Consider the following 20,284-nt stretch of genomic DNA (forward strand, 5'->3'; position numbering starts at 1 on the left):
GGGTTCACCGCTCCAGGGATATGGTCTGATAATCCGACCGCTCGCCGGCCGGGCCGGCTTCTACGCGCATCTGTGGCGGCCACCAGACCACCATTTTATCGGCGCTGGATTGTGGGCGTGAGCAGGAGTCGCCCTTGCACGTTGGCGTGCAACCGACGATGAGCAGGGCCAGGCCAATCAAGGTGGCGCAGGACAGTTGTCGTTTCATTGTGGGTTGCTCCGGGCAGGCGTGAGCAGGGAAGGGCGGGGCACGCCGATGTGCTCGTCTTTGATGACAGGGCGGATGGCGATAAACACTTCAGCCTCTTCGCCCGGCTTGAGCCAGGCACGTGGCCAGACGCTGACTGCCAGGGTCTGGGAGTTGCTGCATTCCTTTTCATCAATGCGCACGTGGCGATTGAACTGGTTGCGCAGCACCACCACCGCTACGGTGAACTGCGGGCCGGCGTACCACTGGCTGCGCTCGGTATTGAGGGCCAACAGGTCCCGGGTGGCGCACAAGGTATTCAGGCCAAGTGGCATCGGCGCGGCCTTGAACCCCCTGGGCACTTGCCCGCTGACGAGGTGAGCCAGGGTGCTGGTGATGTCGCTGCGCTTGATCACCGGTTGATGCTCGGCATAGCGCCTGGCCAGAGGCTTGAGCGCCGCCTGCAGTTCGGCCTGGTCTTCCTGTGGCAAGTAGCGTGAAGGGTCGGCCTGATCTCCGATGACCCGCGGGGTCAGGATAAACAGGCGCTCGCGCCGGTTGTTCTGGCGTTCGGTGGAGGAAAACAGCGCTTTGCCCAGCAGCGGTATTTTGTTCTGCTTGTCGGTTCTTTCGGTGACATGGAAACCACCGACCACCAGCGAGCGCTTCTCCGCCATCACCGCCTGGGTACTGACCTTGCCCCGGCGCACATCGGGGCCGATACGCTCGGGGTTCGATTCATCGAAGTTACCGTCTTCGATGTCCACCACCAGATGAATCTGGTGTTGACCCCGGCTTGTGATCACCCTGGGCACAACCTGAAAACTGGTGCCAACGGTGATGGGCAGGATGGTTGCGACTTCCGCGCCGGCAGTCAGGTATTGAGTGCGATTGAAATCAATCACCGCCGGTTGGTTTTCCAGGGTGAGCACCGACGGGTTGGACACCATCGTCGCCAGACCACGCTGCTCCAGGGCGCGTACATCGGCATAGAAGCGGTCGCGGTTTTCGATCGACAGTTGCGATGACGTTCCGGGGGCCATGTTCACGCCGCCACGAAAGCGGCTGTTTTGAAAGCCCCAATTGACCCCGAATTCGCGTAATTGAGTGCGTTCGATATCGAGGATGATTGCGTCGATTTCTACCAGCTTGCGCGCTACGTCGAGCCGGGCGATCAGATCGCGGTACATCGCCTGGCGTTCCGGCAGGTCATAGATCAGCACGGCGTTATTGCGCACATCGGCTTCGACCCGGATTTTACTGCTGGGAGCCGGTGCCCGTGGAGTGAGCGACATGCCGCTGTCCAATTGCCCCGGGTTGATTGCCGTGCCGAGCATCTGCCCCAGCATCGGGTTGCCCAACCGTGGAAAGCTCGGCGTGATGGGCGAGGGCTGTGAGGCTGAGCCGGGGCGTTGGCTCAGCGTCGATAGCGTCGAAGCGGGGCGAGGTTCCAACAATCCGCGCAGCATGGTGGCGACGCCGGGAATGATCAGTTTTTCACCGCGATAATCAATCGGACGGTCCGCGGCATTGGCGAATTTCAGCGGGTAACTGAGGATGCTCTGCTTTTCATCGGGAGATTTGCGCTGGCTGCTGAATTGCTTGATCTGCTCGATATAGCGCTTGGGGCCCGAGACCAGCACCACGCCATCGTCGGACAACTCTCCCCAGCCAAACCGGCTGTCGAGCAGGCCAATATCGGTCAGGGCCTGCTTGAGGTCGGCGAGGGTCTCGGAAGAGACTTCCAGTCGCGCTGACTCTTGTTGGTCCAGGGTGCTGATGTACAGCGTGTTGTTGTACAGGTACCACTGGAAGCGATGCTCTACGCCAAGCCTGTCGAGCAGCGATTGCGGGGTATTGGCGCGTATCTTGCCATTGACGTTGCCTTCCAGCAGGCCGTCGATTTGCAGTTGCGTGCCAAACGACTGGGCGAAGTCTTCCAGCACATCCCGCAGCGGCTTGTGTTCGGCTTCATACGCGAAGGCGGTGTTTTTCCATTCGGCGGGGACGGCGGCGAGGGTGCTTTCCAGGGGGGCCAAGCAGAGCAGCGCGAACAGGCAACGCCAGTGAGCGCGTTTGGCTACACCAATGGGCGAGCGTAATCGCAAGACAGTGCGCTTGTGGGTCTTGTTATACATGACGGACTCTCTGTTTCAGTGCGGCAGTTTACGTAATGAGGTGGGCTGGAACTTGCGCTCGGGCCTTGTCAGGCGCGCAACGACACTGCGCCAGGTGTCGCGTTGGTTGAGAAGGGCTTCAAGGGATTTCAACACGTGTTCCTGGCTGCAATCCCGTGGCAGGGATTGCTGCAACCAGAGGTAGCCGGTTGTGGGAGCCAAGGCCAGCGCGCCCTGGAAATGTGCCAGGCTGGACTGGCCCAGGCGGCTCCAGGATTGCAGCGGGATTTCGAGGTGCGGTTCGGTCAGCTGAACACGTAGCAATACGTGTTGTTCATCGCGATACATGTTGACCTCGTCATTCTCCTCAAGCAGCAGAACCTGCTGTTCGCGACCACGCAAGCAGTCGAACAACGTTTGGTGCCAGCTACTGGACGACATTGATGGCAGCTTTCAGCGTTTCTTGCCTGTAGCTGGAATAGGTCGAACTCAGCGAATAGTTGGTAACAAGGTTGGACTTCGTTTCAAGCAACTGTTCGAAGAGTTGCATGCTTTCTTCGTGCCCTTGACTATTCAGCGCATCGGCCTTGATTTGATCGAGGTGTTTTTCGCTATGGACTTGTTGCCTGTAGAGCTTTTTGAGCAAGTAGTCATTGCTATTCATCGATGTATCTCCGGTGGGTTTCTCCCTCTGTGTGGTGCCTGATTTGTGACCGGTTCCATCGATGGACCTATTTATTTACAAAACGCTTTTACGCAGAGAAATCCTCACTTGGTTTTTGCCTTGGCGGGAGGTGCCATCAGGTTATTCAGGGCATCCGTCCAATTGATGTGAAACCCACCATCGTCGGTTTCAAGCACCAGCGACCGGGCGGGCAGCCCGTTTTCAACCCGAAGCGTCCATGGCACACCGCAATGGCGACCGAGCCATTGCTCGACATGTTCGCGGTCCAACGGATTGCACAGCAGGCTTGCCTTGACCGTTGGCAATTGGGCATCCAGCAGTTTATTGAGCAGCGCACTAACACATTGAGCGGGCAGGGTGTCTTCCAGCAAGTTTCGAATGGCGCTGTTAATGACTGAGGTGGCGGTGTGTTCCAGGTTGTCGTGCATCGCCTGGCGTTCTAACTCCCAGTGAAGCAGCTGGGCATTGGCGCGTTGCCAGAACGCGTTGCCTGCGCTTTCCAGTATGTGCTCGCAATGGGCTTCGGCTTGGCTTATGAGCGTTTGCGCCTGGGCTTCGGCGCGTTCGAGCAGGTGACGGGCCTGGGCATGCTCAGCCAGCATTTCTCTAGGAATCAGGGCCGCCGGAAGGTTGGAGGGTACGGTGTGCAGCTCAATCTTGCGGGTACAAAACATGGTCGGCGTTCTCGCTACGCGCCCGCAGGGCATCATCGGAAGGGTTGGAGGCGGTGCGCCAAAGCGCGGCTTGCCAAAGGGTATCCAGGCGGCCATGGGGGTCTGTCAGCTTGGGATGCTGCTCCACCTGAAGTATCCGTGAGCGGGCAAAGCTCAAGCGCAGTCGCTGCCAGATCACGGGGGCCACCCATGCACGCAGGTACTGCAACGGATCGTCGACGTTGACGGGTATTGGGTCTGGTCCCAGGGCTTTGGCCAGTCGCTGGCACCAAATAAGCTGTTCCTGATTCAACCCACTGTCGCCGGGAGCGTTGCACACCTCATTGACCAGTATCAGGACGAGGTCGCGCTGTTGTGCGCAGATCAGCACCAGTTGCAGCAAGGTCGGAGAAGGGGACGGGGGGAGTTCGGGGTTTATGCCGAACAGGTGACTCACCCGTGCATGGTGGCTGCGTGAAAGCACCGCTGTTTCCACAAAGCCTGTTTGCGTGCGCCAATCCTGGTGGGCCTTCTCCCAGGGGGAAGCCCACCACCGTACCCAAGTGAGATTTTCACTCATGGGCATGGGCTATTGCGGGCGCGGGTGCGCGCGTTGCCCTGCGGCGCCAGACCAGCCACGCAATGCCTCCCAGCACAAGGGCCACCAGAGGCGCCATGATGCTGGTGCGCCAGAATCCAAGGTCTTGCTCCGGTACCAGAAAAGGGCCGAGGTAGGTGAGCTTTTGCTTCTCGGTATAGGCGGTGGCCGGTACGAAAATGACGGTCAGTTTTGTCGTGTTTTCGAGGGCTGAGGCCATGCCGGGAATACCGCTGGCTACCATCCTGCGCACCCGCGCATTGATATTGTCAGGGTCCAGCCGCAGATCATGCTTGATGAACACGGAAGCGGATGCCGGCTGTACCGGCTCGCCGGGCGCCACCCGCTCAGGCAGCACCACATGTACGCGTGCAACGATCACACCGTCTATATTTGACAAGGTCGCTTCCAGTTCCTGGGACAGCGCGTAGATGTAACGTGCGCGCTCCTCCAGCGGCGTGGAGATCACGCCTTCCTTGCGGAAGATGTCCCCCAATGTCGAACGGGCCACCTTGGGCAGTCCGACAGCTTCCAGAGTACGCACAGCCCGGCTGATGTCCCCCGTCCTGACGCGAACAGTTACTCCGTCCTTTGCCGGAACCTTCTGGGCACGGATCTGTTTGTCTGCCAGTTCCGCGATGACTTCATTGGCTTCCTGCTCGGATAGATTGCGGTGCAGCTCTACACTTTCTCCGCAGCCTGCCAGCATCAGCAGTGCCGAAAAAAGTAATGTGGTGCTTAGACGGCGGTACATGCACCTACCCCATGTTCGAGACTTTTTCGATGCCTTTTGTAACCGCGCTCAGTACCTTCACCTTTGCCGTCACCTCGAGGTGCCCGTCGACAAGCGACTGGGGAAACTCGTTGGCTTCCCTGGTGTTCTTGTTCTGGCTCGCATCCCGAAACCCCTTGGCGATGCGGCTTGGCAGCGTCGTCGACGCCGTGGCGCCCAAGAGTGAAAGGGGCGCCGCCAGGGTAGTCGCGCTTTCTCTTCCATGCGGTTTGGTCTGGCTTAGCTCTGCGTTGAAAAAATGAGTGTCGGAAGTCCGGTTGATTGCGGTTGGCGTATCAGGCCACGTGGTGATGTTCCTGCGTTGTGAAAACTCTATGTCGGTGTGGGGAATATCCACATGAACCTCCAGCGAATGTATCGATTGCTGCTCCTGTGAAGATCTCCTCAGCCGTTGAGCTGAGGAGAGCTTCCTTACTTAGGCGAATCTCAATGATTTAACGCGCCCTGCTTTCGCTGTAGTAAGTTCTTGCTCGGCCGTTTTTGCAGCTTCTTCGACAATTTTCTTTTCTTTATCTGCGTTGAGCCGGTCCAGTTGTGCTTGGTTGCCGGCACTAAGGCCGCCTGCGGAACCGATTGTGGACATATGTCACCTTTCGTATGTGTTAAGAAAAGATTCAGATAGCGCGCATACTCGCTATCGTAACGGGGTGAGCGACGATGTTGCTCAATTTATAGGTGGTTGAGGAGGTATGGAGCGTTCCAGTTTGACTGAGTGGACTTGTTTTAAATTGTTTCTTGTATAGATTGAGGCCGATGGTTTATACAGGTTTGCGAGTGACGGCCGAGCCGATATTGTTTCTGCATTTGTGCAAAAAGTTACGAAGAGAGCACTTCCGTCACGCTCCAGACGCTCATGCCAGGGATATTTCGAGCTGCTTCATCCGGTAGTAGAGCGTTCGCTTGGCAACCCCCAATTCGACGGCGACTACGTCCACATTGCGCCCGTGCCGTCGTAAGGCATCTTCAATCAATGACTTCTCGATTTGTTGCAGCCGTTCCTTGAGGCCTGTTTCTGTCTCCTGGTGGTCCTGTGTCGACTCTGAAAGCGGCGGCAGGCCCAACACAAATCGCTTGGCCGTCGAGCGCAGTTCACGGACATTGCCCGGCCAGTGATGGCACAGTAATCGTTGCAGCAGCGCACTGGGCGGCGAGGGAGCAGGGCACTTAAAGTGCTCTGACTCTTCGCGGATCATGTTCAGAAACAACGGCACAATCCGCTCACGGCGTTCGCGCAATGGCGGGAGCTTGATATCGACTACGTTCAGGCGAAAGTAAAGGTCGCGCCTGAACGCTCCCTGTTCGACCATTTCATGCAGTGACTGCTGTGCAGAGGCGATGACCCGCATGTCCACCGGGATAAACCGCGTGGAGCCCAGGCGTTCTACACCCCGGCACTCCAATACGCGCAGTAGCTTGGCCTGCAGGTTGAGCGGCATGCTGTCAATTTCATCAAGATATAAGGTACCCAAGTGGGCGGCCTCGACAAATCCGGCCCGGGATTGCATCGCACCGGTATAGGCCCCGCTGTTGACACCAAACAGTTGGCTTTCAGCCAGGCTTTCCGGTATCGCCGCGCAGTTGACGGCAACAAAGTTGCCCTTTCTCCGAGACAGGATATGTATGCGGTGTGCCAACGTGTCTTTACCTGTTCCGGTTTCTCCCAGCAGTAGCATATCGATATTAAGGGTGGCGGTATTACGGAGAGTGGCTTCTATACAAGGGCATTCGGTAAGGGGTGAGTTTGATACATCCTCAGTGTGATAGGAGACCGACATATTGTTATTACTCCAATATTGGATCGCATCACTGTTGTTAGACTTTTTGAGTCCTTTCGAACGTCCGGAAGTAAATCGGAAAATATCGGGTTTGTCATCTTGAGCGGGTAGTTAAGCCGTAGCGCTCGATGCGCAAGAAAGGTTAAGGGTGGGCGAGGTAATAAGAAGGCAAGTAACGGTGTGAGTTATATTTCTCATTGTGTTAAGGATAAATCCGAAAGTGACTGCGGATTTTTGAATCTGAAGATCTTTTTTGCTACCTATTGGTTGTCAATTAGTGTTGTGAGTGTTTTTGTTTTTTAATATATAAAGTTAATAACTGTGTCGCCGCGCCTTTTATCTATTCAAAAGCGTTTGTCCACAAAAAAGCCGATGCAGTGCATCGGCTTTTTGTTTTGCGGCATAGGCCGCAGGTGTCGCTTACACGTTGAAGCGGAAGTGCATCACGTCGCCATCCTTGACGATGTATTCCTTGCCTTCCAGGCGCCATTTACCGGCTTCCTTGGCACCGGCTTCACCCTTGAACTGGATGAAGTCGTTGTAGGCGATGACTTCGGCACGGATGAAGCCTTTTTCGAAGTCGGTGTGGATCACGCCAGCGGCTTGCGGGGCAGTGGCACCGACCTTGACGGTCCAGGCGCGGACTTCTTCAACACCGGCGGTGAAGTAGGTCTGCAGGTGCAGCATTTCGTAGCCGGCGCGGATCACGCGATTCAGGCCAGGCTCTTCCAGGCCCAGGGCCTCGAGGAACATGTCTTTCTCTTCGCCGTCTTCCAGCTCGGCGATTTCCGCTTCGATCTTGTTGCAGACCGGAACAACGATCGCGCCTTCTTCTTCGGCAATGGCCAGGACCACGTCGAGCAGCGGATTGTTCTCGAAACCGTCTTCAGCGACGTTGGCGATGTACATCACAGGCTTGGTGGTCAGTAGGTGAAAGCCCTTGATCACGGCCTTTTCGTCGGTGCTCATGCTCTTCATCAGGCTGCGTGCCGGCTTGCCCAGGGTGAAGTGGGCAATCAGCTGCTCCAGCAAGGCTTTCTGGACCACTGCGTCCTTGTCGCCGCCCTTGGCGTTGCGCGTGACCTTTTGCAGTTGCTTTTCGCAGCTGTCGAGGTCGGCGAAGATCAGTTCCAGGTCGATGATCTCGATGTCGCGTTTCGGGTCGACGCTGTTGGAGACGTGAATCACGTTCTCGTCTTCGAAGCAGCGGACCACGTGCGCGATGGCATCGGTCTCACGGATGTTGGCGAGGAACTTGTTGCCCAGGCCTTCACCTTTCGACGCGCCGGCTACCAGGCCTGCGATGTCGACGAACTCCATGGTGGTCGGCAGGATGCGCTTTGGATTCACGATGGCCGCCAGGGCGTCCAGGCGTGTATCGGGCATCGGCACGATACCGGTGTTCGGCTCGATGGTGCAGAAGGGGAAGTTCTCCGCCGCAATACCGGATTTGGTCAGGGCGTTGAACAGGGTGGACTTGCCGACGTTAGGTAGGCCGACGATGCCGCAATTGAATCCCATGGTGTTTCCCCTCGGGTAAAGAGTCAGGCCTTCTGGCTGTGCAGGTTTTTCATCGCACGGTTCCATTCACCGGCGAAGATATCCGGCAGCACGCCGAGGGCAAAATCGATGCTGGCATCGAGTTTTTCCTGTTCGGCGCGTGGCGCACGACCCAGGACGAAATTTGAAACCATACTGGCAACGCCCGGGTGGCCAATGCCAAGCCGCAAGCGGTAAAACGTATTCTGATTGCCCAACTGCGCGATGATGTCGCGCAGGCCATTATGCCCGCCATGCCCGCCGCCTTGCTTGAGCTTGGCAACGCCGGGTGGCAGGTCAAGTTCGTCATGGGCCACCAGGATTTCTTCGGGTTTGATCCGGAAGAAGCCCGCAAGCGCCGCGACAGCCTGGCCGCTGCGGTTCATGTAGGTGGTGGGAATCAACAGACGAACATCCTGACCCTGATGCGAAAAGCGTCCGGTCAGGCCAAAATATTTGCGATCGGCCGTAAGGTTTACACCTTGTGCGTGGGCGATGCGCTCAACAAAAAGGGCCCCCGCGTTATGCCGGGTCTGTTCGTATTCGGCGCCTGGATTTCCCAGGCCAACGATCAGTTTAATGGCAGTCACGACAGGGGCCCTTCCTTTGGAGTTGTGGATAACATCGCCGTTGGTGCGGCGAAAGTGGACGACAAAAGCTTAGTAACCGTTAGAGGCCAACTTCGCATTCTCGCCCGCTTTCTCGCTACGTTCCGGTCCGCGATGTTTCCTCAAGCTCCGGCATTACAGAGTGAATTACTCTGCAGCGCCTTCTTCAGCTTCTGGTGCAACGCGTGGAGCGTGTACGTTTGCAACAGCTTTGTCGTCACCGTGAGCCAGTGCAACGAACTCAACGCCTTTAGGAGCCTTGAGGTCGGACAGGTGAACGATCGCGCCGATTTCCAGAGCCGACAAGTCGACTTCGATGAACTCAGGCAGATCTTTCGGCAGGCAGGTCACTTCGATGTCGGCGATAAGGTGCGAAACTTCGCCGCCTTTCTTGACCGGAGCTTCTTCACCAACGAAGTGCACAGGCACGATAGCGGTCAGTTTCTGACCAGCTACTACGCGTACGAAGTCAGCGTGCAGCACGTGGCCTTTAGCTGGGTGGCGTTGCAGTGCCTTGATGATGACGTTCTGCTTGGTGCCGCCAACGTTCAGCTCGATGATGTGGCTGTAAGCCGCGTCGTTTTCGAGCAGTTTGGCGACTTCTTTAGCCAGCATGCTGATGGATTCAGGGGCTTTTTCGCCACCGTAAACTACAGCTGGAACCAGGCTTGCGAGACGACGCAGGCGGCGGCTCGCACCTTTCCCCAGGTCGGAACGCAGTTCAGCATTCAAAGTAAAATCGTTCATGTTGTATCTCCAAAATAACCACATTCGCCCTAGCGTTTGCGACCAGCGCTAAAGGCGATATGGGCAAAAAAGCCCCGCCCCAACAGAATGCTGGGGCGGGGCGCTTTTCGTCAGGTTGATGTCGCTAAGGTTTTACCCTTAACGGAACATCGCGCTGATCGATTCTTCGTTGCTGATGCGGCGAACCGCTTCGGCAACTACCGGTGCGATATCCAGTTGACGGATACGCGAACAGGCTTGAGCGGCAGCGGACAACGGGATGGTGTTAGTCACCACCAGTTCGTCCAGCATTGAGTTCTCGATGTTCTCGATCGCTCGGCCCGACAGCACAGGGTGTGTGCAGTAGGCGAAGACTTTTGCTGCACCGTGCTCTTTCAAGGCTTTCGCCGCGTGGCACAGGGTGCCGGCGGTGTCGACCATGTCATCAACCAGAATACAGGTACGCCCTTCGACATCACCGATGATATGCATCACTTCAGAGTGATTGGCTTTCTCACGGCGTTTGTCGATGATCCCGAGATCCACGCCCAGGGATTTGGCAACAGCCCGTGCACGCACGACGCCACCAATGTCCGGGGACACGATCATCAGGTTTTCAAAGCGCTGGTCTTCGATGTCATCCACCAGGACGGGGGAGCCGTAGATGTTATCTACTGGAATATCGAAGAACCCCTGGATTTGGTCAGCGTGCAGGTCAACCGTGAGAACACGGTCGATGCCTACCACGGTCAGCATGTCAGCAACGACTTTCGCGCTGATAGCCACACGTGCGGAACGCGGACGGCGATCCTGACGGGCATAACCAAAGTAAGGGATTACAGCTGTGATTCGAGTCGCTGAGGAGCGGCGGAAGGCATCAGCCATCACGACGAGTTCCATCAGGTTATCGTTGGTCGGAGCGCAAGTCGGCTGAATAATGAAGACGTCTTTACCGCGAACGTTTTCATTGATCTCGGCTGTAATTTCGCCGTCGGAGAATTTACCGACAGAGATGTCACCGAGAGGGATATGCAGCTGACGTACAACACGCCGAGCCAGATCGGGGTTGGCATTCCCCGTAAAGACCATCATCTTGGACACGCGCAGTACCTAGAGGCTGAGGGTAACCTGGATGAGTATAGAAAATGGCAGGGGCGGCTGGATTCGAACCAACGCATGGCAGGATCAAAACCTGCTGCCTTACCGCTTGGCGACGCCCCTGTATCTGTTGCAACGAGTACCCAGTACTCGGTTCCTTTAGAGCAGACTTTGCAGCTTGCGATGCAACATCGAAACGTTGCTTCCCTTTGCTACAAACCCTGTAAGGGTCTCTGTAAGAAGGGCCGAGACTTTATCAGCTTCAGCTTTGCTTGGGAAGCCCCCAAACACACAACTTCCAGTTCCGGTTAATTTTGCTTCGGTAAAATTACCTAGCAAATTCAAAGCGTTACGTACATCTGGATAACGCCTTGCTACAACCGGTAAGCAGTCATTTCGACTGTTTCCCTTGGGAACGGGGCGCACTTTAATGGGAGGAGAGTTACGTGTCAACAGTGGATCTGAAAAAATTTCTGCTGTACTTACAGATACTTGCGGAACAAGCACCACATACCACGGCTCTTCGGGGTCTACAGGGGTGAGTTTCTCCCCCACGCCTTCGGCAAAAGCGGCGTGCCCACGCACGAAAACCGGGACGTCCGCGCCCAGTGTCAGGCCCAGCGCCGCCAGGCGATCGTGGTCCCAGCCCAGCTGCCACAAGTGATTCAGGCCGAGCAACGTTGTCGCGGCATTCGAGCTGCCGCCACCGATGCCGCCACCCATGGGCAGGATTTTTTCGATCCAGATGTCGATGCCCAATGGGCAACCGGATTGTTCCTGAAGTTTTTTTGCGGCCTTCACAATCAGGTTGCTGTCGTGAGGCACGCCTTCGAATTCGGTGTGCAGTTGAATCACGCCGTCATCACGAACGGCGAAAGTCAGCTCATCGCCGTAGTCAAGAAATTGAAAAATAGTCTGCAGCTCGTGATAGCCGTCTTCACGGCGACCGAGAATGTGCAGCATCAAATTCAGTTTGGCCGGGGAGGGCAGGGTCAGACGTTGCGCGGTCATGTCACTGCCCCAGTTTGCGAGGTTGCCAGTCCTTGATCACCAGCGTGACGTCAAGGTCGGTGCCGTGCAGCTTGATGCGCTCGGGCAGCCAGTAACCGTTCTGTTGCACATAGCTCAGGTACTCGACCTGCCAGCCATCCTGCTCCAGCGAAGCCAGGCGGCTGTCGCCATTGAGGCTCAGGCGGCTCTTGCTGTCTGGCGCGGGAAGACCGCGCACCCACCACACCAGGTGCGATACGGGGAGTTTCCAGCCCATCTGTTCTTCCAGCAGGGCTTCCGGTGTCGGCGCCTCAAAGCGGCCCTGATTGGCCACTTCCAGGCTGACTTGCCCCGGTCGGCCGGTCAGGCGTGCTGCACCGCGGCCCAGCGGGCCGGACAGGCGAATGTCGTAATAGTCCTGGCGTTGCAACCAGAACAGGGTGCCGCTGCCCGAATCTTTCGGGGCGCGAATGCCGACCTTGCCCTCGATCTGCCAGCCATCAAGGCTGCTCAGTTGATCCTTGTGCTGCTGCCATTGCGCCGGGTTGCCCGGGCCTTCGACAGATTCACGGGTGCCAAGGCCTGAACAGCCGGCGAGCAGGGCGATAAAGCTGAAAACGATGACGTGGCGCAAAAACATAAAATTAAAGGGTCTCGGATCCGGTCAGGCGCTTGATGGTGCTGCGCAGGATTGGGCTTTCGGGTTGTTCCTTGAGGAACTTCTCCCAGATTTGTCGCGCTTCGCGCTGTTTGCCATTGGCCCAGAGCACTTCGCCCAGGTGTGCGGCCACTTCCTGGTCGGGGAAGCGCTCCAGCGCCTGGCGCAGCAAGCGTTCGGCTTCGTCCAGGTTGCCCAGGCGGTAATTTACCCAGCCGAGGCTATCGAGTACGGCCGGGTCTTCCGGGTTCAACTGGTGAGCCTTTTCAATCAGCTCCTTGGCTTCGGCGTAGCGCGTTGTACGGTCGGACAAGGTGTAGCCCAGGGCGTTCAGTGCCATGGCGTTGTCCGGGTCGCGCTTGATGATCAGGCGCAGGTCTTTTTCCATCTGCGCCAGGTCATTGCGTTTTTCCGCCTGCATGGCGCGGGTGTACAGCAGGTTCAGGTCGTCCGGGTATTGCAGCAAGGCTTGCTGGAGGATTTTCCAGGCGCGATCGCCTTGCTTGTTGGCCGACAAAGTCTCGGCCTGGATCAGGTACAACTGAATCGCGTAGTCCGGCTCGGCATCCCGTGCGGCAGCCAGGCGTTTTTCCGCCTCGTCGGTGCGGCCGTTGTTCATCAGGATATCGGCCTGGCGCAGTTGCGCCGGCAGGTAATCATTGCCGGGGCCAACCTGGGCGTACTCAAGCAGTGCGGCCTGCGGGTCGTTACGCTCTTCAGCGATGCGGCCAAGGTTCAGGTGCGCCGAATCGACGTGGCTCTCGCGGGCGATCAAGTCTTCCAGGTAACCCTTGGCCTCATCCCACGCCTTGGCTTCCAGGCACACCAGCGCCAGGGAGTAACGCAATTCATCATCGTCCGGGTATTGCTGGACGAGATTGGCGAACTGCACTTTGGCGTCTTCCATGCGGTCCTGTTCAACCAGCATGCGTGCATAGGTCAGCAACAGGCGTTTGTCGCCCGGGTACTTCTTGATGCTTTTTTCCAGCAGCGGAATCGCTTCCTTGCCGCGGTTGAGGTTTTGCAGCAGGCGGGCACGCAGCAGGATCGGCGCTATCTCGCCGTCTTCCGGTGGATGCTGCTCCAGCAGCTTCAACGCGGCCTCGGGCTCGTCATCCTGTTGCAGCAACAGCGCCTTGCCGAAAATCAGCTGGCTGTTGTTCGGGTGTTTCTGCAGCAGGCGGTCGAAACTCTTCATCAGGCCGTTGCGGGTGTCCTGATCGGTGTCGGCGGCCGACAGCGCGAGGAAATCGAAATGCGTGTCGCCCTTGCCCTGCAGGACTTTCTCCATATACACCATGGAGTCGTCATAGCGCCCGGCGCGGGCCAGTTGAATGGCGGCTGCCCGTTGCGCTTCGAGATCGTCCGGCGCGTTTTTCGCCCAGATCAGCGAGGTGTCCAGGGCGGCCTGATCGGCGCCCAGGTACTCGGCGATACGAAATGCGCGCTCGGAAATCCCCGGATCCTGAGTGTTGATGGCCTGGGTCACGTAGTTATCCAGGGCAATGTCGAAACGATTGCGCTGGCCGGCCAGCTCCGCGCTCAGCAGACTGAAGACCGTCTCTTCACTGAACGAGGAATAAACCTTGGGCTTTTCAGGGGCGGGGGTGCTGTCTTCTACCGGCGGCGTACCGTCCGGCGACACGGGTGCCATGGCCTGGCAGCCGCTGAGGAAGACAAAAGCAAGGAGCAACGCGGAAGATCTATTCATATAGGAAGAGGACGACTAACCTGCGGTCGGATCATCATGACACAAGCCTTCGGCCAAACATAACCGGGGCGCCCGTAATACGCTTATTGCTTTCCCTGTAGGAGCGAGCTTGCTCGCGAAGATCGTCAACGATAACGCGTTCATTCTGGATTGACGCGTTGTGTGAGCGTTTTTCGCGAGCAAGCTCGCTCCTACAGGATGCCTTTATAGACACAAGGCATTAGGACAATAGCCTACGGTGGTTGTTCTGAATCATTCGAAGTAGGACAATTGTCGGCTTCCCGACATCATCAGCGATATTGAATGGCCTTCCTTGCACTCGGTATTAACCACAAGACTGCTTCTGTAGACGTCCGCGAGCGCGTGGCTTTTACCCCCGAGCAGTTGGTTGAGGCCTTGCAGCAGCTCTGCCGGCTCACCGACAGTCGCGAAGCTGCGATCCTTTCGACCTGCAATCGCAGTGAGCTCTATATAGAGCAGGAACATCTTTCAGCGGATGTGGTGCTGCGCTGGCTGGCCGATTACCACCATTTGAGCCTCGATGAGCTGCGCCAAAGCGCCTATGTGCACGAAGAGGATGCGGCAGTTCGTCACATGATGCGCGTCGCCTCCGGGCTTGATTCGCTGGTGTTGGGCGAACCGCAGATTCTCGGCCAGATGAAATCGGCCTACGCCGTGGCCCGCGAGGCCGGCACTATCGGCCCGCTGCTGGGGCGCTTGTTCCAGGCTACCTTCAATTCCGCCAAGCAAGTACGCACCGACACCGCCATCGGTGAAAACCCGGTGTCCGTGGCGTTTGCCGCCGTCAGCCTGGCCAAACAGATTTTCAGTGACTTGCAACGCAGCCAGGCCCTGCTGATCGGCGCCGGCGAGACCATCACCCTGGTCGCCCGCCATCTGCATGAGCTGGGGGTGAAGCGTATTGTCGTCGCCAACCGCACCCTGGAGCGCGCCAGTATCCTCGCCGAACAGTTCGGTGCCCATGCGGTGTTGCTCTCGGACATCCCGGCCGAGCTGGTGCGCAGCGACATCGTCATCAGTTCCACCGCCAGCCAGTTGCCGATCCTCGGCAAGGGTGCGGTGGAAAGTGCCCTGAAACTGCGCAAGCACAAGCCGATCTTCATGGTGGATATCGCCGTTCCCCGGGATATCGAGCCTGAAGTCGGCGAGTTGGACGACGTTTATCTCTACAGCGTCGACGACCTGCACGAAGTGGTCGCCGAAAACCTCAAGAGTCGTCAGGGCGCAGCCCAGGCCGCCGAGGAAATGGTCAGCACCGGTGCCGACGATTTCATGGTGCGCCTGCGTGAACTGGCAGCGGTGGATGTGCTCAAGGCCTACCGTCAGCAAGGCGAACGCCTGCGGGACGAGGAATTGATCAAGGCCCAGCGTATGCTCGCCAATGGCAGCAGCGCCGAAGACGTGCTGATGCAACTGGCGCGCGGCCTGACCAACAAATTGCTGCACGCCCCCAGTGTTCAGTTGAAAAAGCTTACCGCCGAAGGCCGCCTTGATGCGCTGGCCATGGCCCAGGAACTCTTTGCCCTCGGTGAGGGCGCGACAGAAAGCTCTTCGGATAAAAAACCGCAATGAAAGCGTCACTGCTCAATAAACTGGACGTCCTTCAGGACCGTTTCGAAGAACTGACCGCCTTGCTCGGCGATGGCGAGGTCATCTCCGATCAAACCAAGTTCCGCACTTATTCCAAGGAATACGCGGAAGTTGAACCGATCGTGGGCACCTATAAACAGTTGCTCAAGGTTCAGGCTGACCTCGAAGGCGCCCAGGCGCTGCTCAAGGATAGCGACCCGGACATGCGTGAAATGGCCGTTGAAGAAGTGCGAGAGGCCAAAGACAAGCTGATCGAACTGGAAGGCGACCTGCAACGCATGCTGCTGCCCAAGGACCCGAATGACGGGCGCAACGTGTTCCTCGAAATCCGCGCAGGCACCGGTGGCGACGAGGCGGCGATTTTTTCCGGCGACTTGTTCCGCATGTACTCGCGGTATGCCGAGCGTCGCGGCTGGCGGGTCGAGATCCTGTCCGAGAACGAGGGCGAACATGGCGGCTATAAAGAAGTCATCGCCCGGGTTGAAGGCGAGAATGTCTACGGCAAGCTGAAGTTCGAGTCTGGCGTGCACCGCGTGCAGCGGGTTCCGGCGACGGAATCCCAGGGTCGCATCCACACTTCCGCCTGCACCGTGGCCGTATTGCCCGAGCCGGACGAACAGGAAGCCATCGAGATCAACCCGGCAGACCTGCGGGTCGACACCTACCGCTCATCGGGCGCCGGTGGTCAGCACGTCAACAAGACCGACTCTGCGATCCGTATCACTCACTTGCCTTCGGGCATCGTGGTGGAATGCCAGGAAGAACGCTCCCAGCACAAGAACCGTGCGCGGGCCATGTCCTGGCTGTCGGCCAAGCTGAATGACCAGCAGACCAGCGCCGCCGCCAACGCGATTGCCAGCGAGCGTAAATTGCTCGTCGGCTCGGGCGACCGTTCCGAGCGTATCCGTACTTACAACTTCGCCCAGGGCCGGGTCACCGACCACCGTGTCAACCTGACGCTGTACTCCCTGGACGAAATCCTCGCCGGTGGCGTTGACGCGGTGATCGAGCCGTTGTTGGCCGAATACCAGGCCGACCAGCTCGCGGCGATAGGTGAATAAATGACCATTATCGCCAGCCTGATACGCGCCGCCGACCTGCCAGACTCACCCACAGCGCGCCTGGACGTGGAATTGTTGCTGGCCGCAGCCTTGGGCAAGTCCCGCAGCTACCTGCATACCTGGCCGGAAAAAATCGTCAGCAGCGAAGATGCACTGACCTTTGCCGCCTACCTGCAACGCCGCCGCACCGGCGAGCCTGTGGCCTACATCCTCGGTCAGCAAGGCTTCTGGAAGCTGGACCTGGAAGTGGCGCCGCACACGCTGATCCCGCGTCCGGAAACCGAGATGCTGGTGGAAGCCGCCCTGGAATTGCTGCCTGCCACACCGGCCAAAGTCCTCGACCTCGGCACCGGCAGCGGCGCGATTGCCCTGGCCCTGGCCAGCGAACGCCCGGCCTGGCAAGTCACGGCTGTCGACCGCGTGCTGGAAGCCGTGGCCCTGGCCGAGCGCAACCGCCAGCGCCTGCACCTGAATAACGCCACGGTGCTGAACAGCCATTGGTTCAGCGCCCTTGAAGGCCACACCTACAACCTGATCATCAGCAACCCGCCTTATATAGCCGACACCGATCCGCATCTGGTGGCCGGTGATGTGCGCTTTGAGCCGGCCAGCGCGCTGGTGGCCGGCCATGATGGCCTGGACGACCTGCGGCTGATCATCGCCCAGGCGCCCGCGCACCTCGACGCTGCGGGCTGGCTGTTGCTGGAACACGGTTATGACCAGGCGGCCGCCGTGCGCGACCTGCTGCTGGGGGAAGGCTTCGAGGAAGTCCACAGCCGCATTGACCTGGGTGGCCACGAACGTATCACCCTGGGGCGCCGGCCGTGCTGAATGATCAGGAGCTGTTGCGCTATAGCCGACAGATTCTGTTGCAGCATGTCGACATCGAAGGCCAGTTGCGTCTGAAAAACAGCCGTGCGCTGATCGTCGGGCTCGGTGGCCTTGGTTCGCCGGTGGCGCTGTATCTGGCGGCGGCGGGTGTGGGTGAGCTGCATTTGGCGGATTTCGACACCGTCGACCTGACCAACCTGCAACGCCAGATCATCCATGACACCGACAGCGTCGGCCTGAGCAAGGTCGATTCGGCGATTCGTCGCCTGAGTGCGATCAATCCTGAGATACAGCTGGTCGCTCATCGCCGCGCGCTGGATGTCGATTCCCTCGCGGCTGCCGTGGCGGCGGTCGACGTGGTGCTCGATTGCAGTGACAACTTCTCCACCCGCGAAGCGGTCAACGCTGCCTGTGTTGCCGCCGGAAAACCTCTGGTCAGCGGCGCCGCGATTCGGCTTGAAGGCCAGCTGTCGGTGTTCGACCCGCGCCGCGCCGAAAGCCCTTGCTACCACTGTTTATACGGGCACGGCAGCGAAGCCGAACTGACCTGCAGCGAAGCCGGCGTCATCGGCCCGTTGGTGGGCCTGGTCGGCAGCCTGCAGGCCCTGGAAGCGTTGAAGTTGCTGGCTGGTTTCGGTGAGCCGTTGGTGGGAAGGCTGTTGTTGATCGACGCCCTGACCACGCGTTTTCGCGAGCTGCGGGTCAAGCGTGATCCCGGTTGCAGCGTCTGCGGTAGCCACCATGGTTAAGGACGCGCCGATTGGTGTGTTCGACTCCGGCGTCGGTGGCCTGTCGGTGCTGGACGAAATCCAGCGCCTGCTGCCCCATGAATCGCTGCTGTACGTGGCGGATTGCGGGCACATCCCTTACGGCGAGAAAACCCCGGCCTTCATCCTTGAGCGCTCGCGTCGGGTGGCGGAATTTTTCCGGGAGAAGGGCGCCAAAGCCTTTGTGATTGCCTGCAACACGGCGACTGTCGCTGCGGTCGCCGACTTGCGCCAGGACTATCCCGACTGGCCGCTGGTAGGTATGGAGCCGGCGGTCAAACCCGCCGCCGCCGCGACCCGCAGCGGCGTGGTCGGAGTGCTCGCGACCACCGGCACCCTGCAAAGCGCCAAGTTCGCCGCCTTGCTCGACCGCTTCGCCACCGATGTACGGGTGATTACCCAGCCGTGCCCGGGCCTGGTGGAACTGATCGAGACCGGCGATCTGGGCAGCCCGGCCTTGCGAGTGATGTTGCAGGGTTATGTCGAACCGTTGATCGCTGCCGGTTGCGACACCATTATCCTCGGCTGCACCCACTACCCATTCCTCAAGCCGCTGCTCGCCGGGATGCTCCCGCCGACGATCATTCTGATCGACACGGGCGCTGCGGTAGCGCGTCAATTGCAGCGCCTGCTAAATGATCGTGAGCTGCTTTCCACAGGCAGTCCGCAGCCTGCAAAGTTCTGGACCAGCGGCGATCCAGAGCACTTCAGAAATATCCTACCGACCCTATGGAAATTCCCCGGCGTTGTGCGTAGTTTTGGCGTGTGAAAAAAACGTGAAATAGCACTGTTTTTCGCTGAACTTCCGCCTATGCGGCAGCTTCTATAGCAAGTTAGCCTGTACAAAACCATACAACTTCGTTCGGAAAGGATGTTTCTTATGAAGCGCTTGTTCTGTTTGGCTGCGATTGCGGCCGCCATGTTGGGGCACTCTTTTTCCGCTCAGGCAGCGGGTCTGGAATTTGGAGTGGGGAGCACCAGCGATTCGACCATGACCTATCGCCTGGGGCTGACGTCGGATTGGGATAAAAGCTGGTTGCAGAGCAACACGGGTCGTCTCACGGGTTACTGGAGCGGCGCGTATACCTATTGGGACGGTGACAAGCGCGCCAGTGTCAGCAGCCTGTCGTTCTCGCCGGTGTTTGTGTATGAGTTTGCCGGGGAGAAGGTGAAGCCATACATAGAGGCCGGGGTCGGCGTGGCGGTATTCTCCCGCACGCGGGTTGAAGACAACAACATCGGCCAGGCTTTCCAGTTTGAAGACCGACTGGGCTTTGGCCTGCGCTTTGTCGGTGGGAGTGAAGTGGGGATTCGGGCCACCCATTACTCCAATGCCGGGATCAGCAGCAACAACGATGGTGTCGAGAGCTATTCGCTGCACTACACGATGCCGCTGTAATTCTTCAGAACACCGCAAAACCATTGTGGGAGCGGGCTTGCTCGCGAAAGCGGTGTATCAGCCACGAATCAGTTGACTGACACACCGCTTTCGCGAGCAAGCCCGCTCCCACATTTGCTCATCGTTGGTTTCAAAATCAGCGATACACCGTCGCAAGCCCCTGGCGCTCATCGATGCACTCCGGGGCGCCCATCTCGAACTCCCGGCAGATCAGCGGCCGCTTCTCGTAAATCGTGCACATCATCGTGTCGCGATCCAGCGCCGCGCACCAACCATCATCCAGGCGCAGCATGACTTCGCCGCCCCAATCGTCGGTATCGATAAAGCGGTCAGGCACGCCAGTGTCGGTGATCAGCATGACTTCCAGCTGGCAGCAGCACGCGGCGCAGGTGGAGCAGGTGACGGCGGGTTCGGCGATTTGTGTGTGGGGGATGTTGGTCATAGGCGCGCAGTGTAAGGCAAGCGGCTTGCATGTGT

The 20,284-nt window shown here is 58.5% G+C and carries 24 protein-coding genes and 1 tRNA gene; 6 read left to right on the forward strand and 19 right to left on the reverse strand.

Annotation, left to right across the window (positions count from 1 at the left end; translation table 11 throughout):
• Positions 1-4 precede the first annotated feature (4 nt).
• From hrpT to AU074_RS12400, 18 genes are all read right to left on the reverse strand, one after another.
• Positions 5-208, reverse strand: coding sequence for an HrpT family type III secretion system protein (hrpT, locus tag AU074_RS12320; protein WP_076014956.1), 204 nt, complete (start codon positions 206-208; stop codon positions 5-7).
• A complete protein-coding gene (gene sctC / locus AU074_RS12325) occupies positions 205-2,325 on the reverse strand; it encodes a type III secretion system outer membrane ring subunit SctC (protein ID WP_076014957.1) in 2,121 nt (706 codons plus the stop codon). The genes hrpT and sctC overlap by 4 nt, the downstream gene beginning before the upstream one ends.
• Positions 2,326-2,340: 15 nt before the next feature.
• On the reverse strand, positions 2,341-2,745 hold the full coding sequence (locus AU074_RS12330; RefSeq protein WP_076014958.1) for a hypothetical protein: 405 nt from the start codon (positions 2,743-2,745) through the stop codon (positions 2,341-2,343).
• The gene (locus AU074_RS12335; RefSeq protein WP_076014959.1) at positions 2,732-2,968 is read right to left on the reverse strand and encodes a hypothetical protein; all 237 of its coding nucleotides are present in this window, start codon (positions 2,966-2,968) and stop codon (positions 2,732-2,734) included. Before AU074_RS12335 ends, AU074_RS12330 begins: the two co-directional genes overlap by 14 nt.
• A gap of 104 nt (positions 2,969-3,072) precedes the next feature.
• A complete protein-coding gene (sctL, locus tag AU074_RS12340; protein ID WP_076014960.1) occupies positions 3,073-3,663 on the reverse strand; it encodes a type III secretion system stator protein SctL in 591 nt (196 codons plus the stop codon).
• Positions 3,641-4,126: a type III secretion protein gene (locus AU074_RS12345; protein WP_178106615.1), complete on the reverse strand. Its 486-nt coding sequence runs from the start codon at positions 4,124-4,126 to the stop codon at positions 3,641-3,643. Before AU074_RS12345 ends, sctL begins: the two co-directional genes overlap by 23 nt.
• 88 nt (positions 4,127-4,214) lie before the next feature.
• A complete protein-coding gene (gene sctJ / locus AU074_RS12350) occupies positions 4,215-4,994 on the reverse strand; it encodes a type III secretion system inner membrane ring lipoprotein SctJ (protein WP_076014962.1) in 780 nt (259 codons plus the stop codon).
• A gap of 4 nt (positions 4,995-4,998) precedes the next feature.
• Complete coding sequence (locus AU074_RS12355) at positions 4,999-5,370, reverse strand: hypothetical protein (RefSeq protein WP_076014963.1); 372 nt, start codon at positions 5,368-5,370, stop codon at positions 4,999-5,001.
• Between the two features lie 78 nt (positions 5,371-5,448).
• The gene (locus AU074_RS34055) at positions 5,449-5,616 is read right to left on the reverse strand and encodes a hypothetical protein (RefSeq protein ID WP_159442634.1); all 168 of its coding nucleotides are present in this window, start codon (positions 5,614-5,616) and stop codon (positions 5,449-5,451) included.
• A gap of 268 nt (positions 5,617-5,884) precedes the next feature.
• Positions 5,885-6,808, reverse strand: a complete 924-nt coding sequence (locus AU074_RS12360) for a sigma 54-interacting transcriptional regulator (protein ID WP_076014964.1) — start codon at positions 6,806-6,808, stop codon at positions 5,885-5,887.
• Between the two features lie 420 nt (positions 6,809-7,228).
• Positions 7,229-8,329 (reverse strand): redox-regulated ATPase YchF, encoded by a 1,101-nt coding sequence (gene ychF / locus AU074_RS12365; protein ID WP_076014965.1) that lies wholly within the window; start codon positions 8,327-8,329, stop codon positions 7,229-7,231.
• 23 nt (positions 8,330-8,352) lie between these two features.
• Complete coding sequence (gene pth / locus AU074_RS12370; protein ID WP_017475979.1) at positions 8,353-8,937, reverse strand: aminoacyl-tRNA hydrolase; 585 nt, start codon at positions 8,935-8,937, stop codon at positions 8,353-8,355.
• Between the two features lie 165 nt (positions 8,938-9,102).
• Positions 9,103-9,702, reverse strand: a complete 600-nt coding sequence (locus AU074_RS12375) for a 50S ribosomal protein L25/general stress protein Ctc (RefSeq protein ID WP_076014966.1) — start codon at positions 9,700-9,702, stop codon at positions 9,103-9,105.
• Between the two features lie 138 nt (positions 9,703-9,840).
• Positions 9,841-10,782 (reverse strand): ribose-phosphate pyrophosphokinase, encoded by a 942-nt coding sequence (locus AU074_RS12380; protein WP_003208392.1) that lies wholly within the window; start codon positions 10,780-10,782, stop codon positions 9,841-9,843.
• 45 nt (positions 10,783-10,827) lie between these two features.
• Positions 10,828-10,902 (reverse strand) — tRNA-Gln (locus AU074_RS12385).
• A 36-nt stretch (positions 10,903-10,938) separates the two neighbouring features.
• Positions 10,939-11,790 carry a 4-(cytidine 5'-diphospho)-2-C-methyl-D-erythritol kinase gene (gene ispE / locus AU074_RS12390; RefSeq protein WP_076014967.1) on the reverse strand — a complete coding sequence of 284 codons (852 nt, stop codon included), beginning with the start codon at positions 11,788-11,790 and terminating at the stop codon, positions 10,939-10,941.
• A gap of 1 nt (position 11,791) precedes the next feature.
• Complete coding sequence (gene lolB / locus AU074_RS12395; RefSeq protein ID WP_063033130.1) at positions 11,792-12,409, reverse strand: lipoprotein insertase outer membrane protein LolB; 618 nt, start codon at positions 12,407-12,409, stop codon at positions 11,792-11,794.
• A gap of 4 nt (positions 12,410-12,413) precedes the next feature.
• Entirely contained in the window at positions 12,414-14,138 is a 1,725-nt protein-coding gene (locus AU074_RS12400) for a tetratricopeptide repeat protein (RefSeq protein WP_076014968.1), read from the reverse strand.
• Positions 14,139-14,441: 303 nt separating this feature from the next.
• Between AU074_RS12400 and hemA the strand changes: the two genes are divergently transcribed.
• The 6 genes from hemA to AU074_RS12430 all read left to right on the forward strand — a co-directional run bounded on the left by hemA (position 14,442) and on the right by AU074_RS12430 (position 19,807).
• Entirely contained in the window at positions 14,442-15,731 is a 1,290-nt protein-coding gene (gene hemA / locus AU074_RS12405; protein WP_076014969.1) for a glutamyl-tRNA reductase, read from the forward strand.
• The gene (gene prfA, locus AU074_RS12410) at positions 15,728-16,810 is read left to right on the forward strand and encodes a peptide chain release factor 1 (RefSeq protein ID WP_003208405.1); all 1,083 of its coding nucleotides are present in this window, start codon (positions 15,728-15,730) and stop codon (positions 16,808-16,810) included. Before hemA ends, prfA begins: the two co-directional genes overlap by 4 nt.
• Positions 16,811-17,641, forward strand: coding sequence for a peptide chain release factor N(5)-glutamine methyltransferase (gene prmC, locus AU074_RS12415; protein ID WP_076014970.1), 831 nt, complete (start codon positions 16,811-16,813; stop codon positions 17,639-17,641).
• A complete protein-coding gene (locus tag AU074_RS12420; protein WP_076014971.1) occupies positions 17,635-18,390 on the forward strand; it encodes a molybdopterin-synthase adenylyltransferase MoeB in 756 nt (251 codons plus the stop codon). The genes prmC and AU074_RS12420 overlap by 7 nt, the downstream gene beginning before the upstream one ends.
• Positions 18,383-19,177: a glutamate racemase gene (gene murI / locus AU074_RS12425; RefSeq protein WP_076014972.1), complete on the forward strand. Its 795-nt coding sequence runs from the start codon at positions 18,383-18,385 to the stop codon at positions 19,175-19,177. Before AU074_RS12420 ends, murI begins: the two co-directional genes overlap by 8 nt.
• Before the next feature lie 111 nt (positions 19,178-19,288).
• Positions 19,289-19,807 carry an acyloxyacyl hydrolase gene (locus AU074_RS12430; RefSeq protein WP_076014973.1) on the forward strand — a complete coding sequence of 173 codons (519 nt, stop codon included), beginning with the start codon at positions 19,289-19,291 and terminating at the stop codon, positions 19,805-19,807.
• 136 nt (positions 19,808-19,943) lie between these two features.
• Here the strand turns inward: AU074_RS12430 and AU074_RS12435 are convergent, their stop codons facing one another.
• Positions 19,944-20,249 carry a YkgJ family cysteine cluster protein gene (locus AU074_RS12435; protein WP_063033124.1) on the reverse strand — a complete coding sequence of 102 codons (306 nt, stop codon included), beginning with the start codon at positions 20,247-20,249 and terminating at the stop codon, positions 19,944-19,946.
• Positions 20,250-20,284: the final 35 nt, after the last annotated feature.

Origin of the sequence: Pseudomonas sp. ATCC PTA-122608, from assembly GCF_001952855.1 — a bacterium.
Lineage (GTDB): Bacteria > Pseudomonadota > Gammaproteobacteria > Pseudomonadales > Pseudomonadaceae > Aquipseudomonas.

Excerpts from the sequence above, each read along its gene's own strand:
- hrpT (WP_076014956.1), bottom strand. The coding sequence starts at position 208 with ATGAAACGACAACTGTCCTGCGCCACCTTGATTGGCCTGGCCCTGCTC.
- sctC (WP_076014957.1), bottom strand. The coding sequence starts at position 2,325 with ATGTATAACAAGACCCACAAGCGCACTGTCTTGCGATTACGCTCGCCC.
- AU074_RS12330 (WP_076014958.1), bottom strand. The coding sequence starts at position 2,745 with ATGTCGTCCAGTAGCTGGCACCAAACGTTGTTCGACTGCTTGCGTGGT.
- AU074_RS12335 (WP_076014959.1), bottom strand. The coding sequence starts at position 2,968 with ATGAATAGCAATGACTACTTGCTCAAAAAGCTCTACAGGCAACAAGTC.
- sctL (WP_076014960.1), bottom strand. The coding sequence starts at position 3,663 with ATGTTTTGTACCCGCAAGATTGAGCTGCACACCGTACCCTCCAACCTT.
- sctJ (WP_076014962.1), bottom strand. The coding sequence starts at position 4,994 with ATGTACCGCCGTCTAAGCACCACATTACTTTTTTCGGCACTGCTGATG.
- AU074_RS34055 (WP_159442634.1), bottom strand. The coding sequence starts at position 5,616 with ATGTCCACAATCGGTTCCGCAGGCGGCCTTAGTGCCGGCAACCAAGCA.
- AU074_RS12360 (WP_076014964.1), bottom strand. The coding sequence starts at position 6,808 with ATGTCGGTCTCCTATCACACTGAGGATGTATCAAACTCACCCCTTACC.
- ychF (WP_076014965.1), bottom strand. The coding sequence starts at position 8,329 with ATGGGATTCAATTGCGGCATCGTCGGCCTACCTAACGTCGGCAAGTCC.
- AU074_RS12375 (WP_076014966.1), bottom strand. The coding sequence starts at position 9,702 with ATGAACGATTTTACTTTGAATGCTGAACTGCGTTCCGACCTGGGGAAA.
- ispE (WP_076014967.1), bottom strand. The coding sequence starts at position 11,790 with ATGACCGCGCAACGTCTGACCCTGCCCTCCCCGGCCAAACTGAATTTG.
- lolB (WP_063033130.1), bottom strand. The coding sequence starts at position 12,409 with ATGTTTTTGCGCCACGTCATCGTTTTCAGCTTTATCGCCCTGCTCGCC.
- AU074_RS12400 (WP_076014968.1), bottom strand. The coding sequence starts at position 14,138 with ATGAATAGATCTTCCGCGTTGCTCCTTGCTTTTGTCTTCCTCAGCGGC.
- hemA (WP_076014969.1), top strand. The coding sequence starts at position 14,442 with ATGGCCTTCCTTGCACTCGGTATTAACCACAAGACTGCTTCTGTAGAC.
- prfA (WP_003208405.1), top strand. The coding sequence starts at position 15,728 with ATGAAAGCGTCACTGCTCAATAAACTGGACGTCCTTCAGGACCGTTTC.
- prmC (WP_076014970.1), top strand. The coding sequence starts at position 16,811 with ATGACCATTATCGCCAGCCTGATACGCGCCGCCGACCTGCCAGACTCA.
- murI (WP_076014972.1), top strand. The coding sequence starts at position 18,383 with ATGGTTAAGGACGCGCCGATTGGTGTGTTCGACTCCGGCGTCGGTGGC.
- AU074_RS12430 (WP_076014973.1), top strand. The coding sequence starts at position 19,289 with ATGAAGCGCTTGTTCTGTTTGGCTGCGATTGCGGCCGCCATGTTGGGG.
- AU074_RS12435 (WP_063033124.1), bottom strand. The coding sequence starts at position 20,249 with ATGACCAACATCCCCCACACACAAATCGCCGAACCCGCCGTCACCTGC.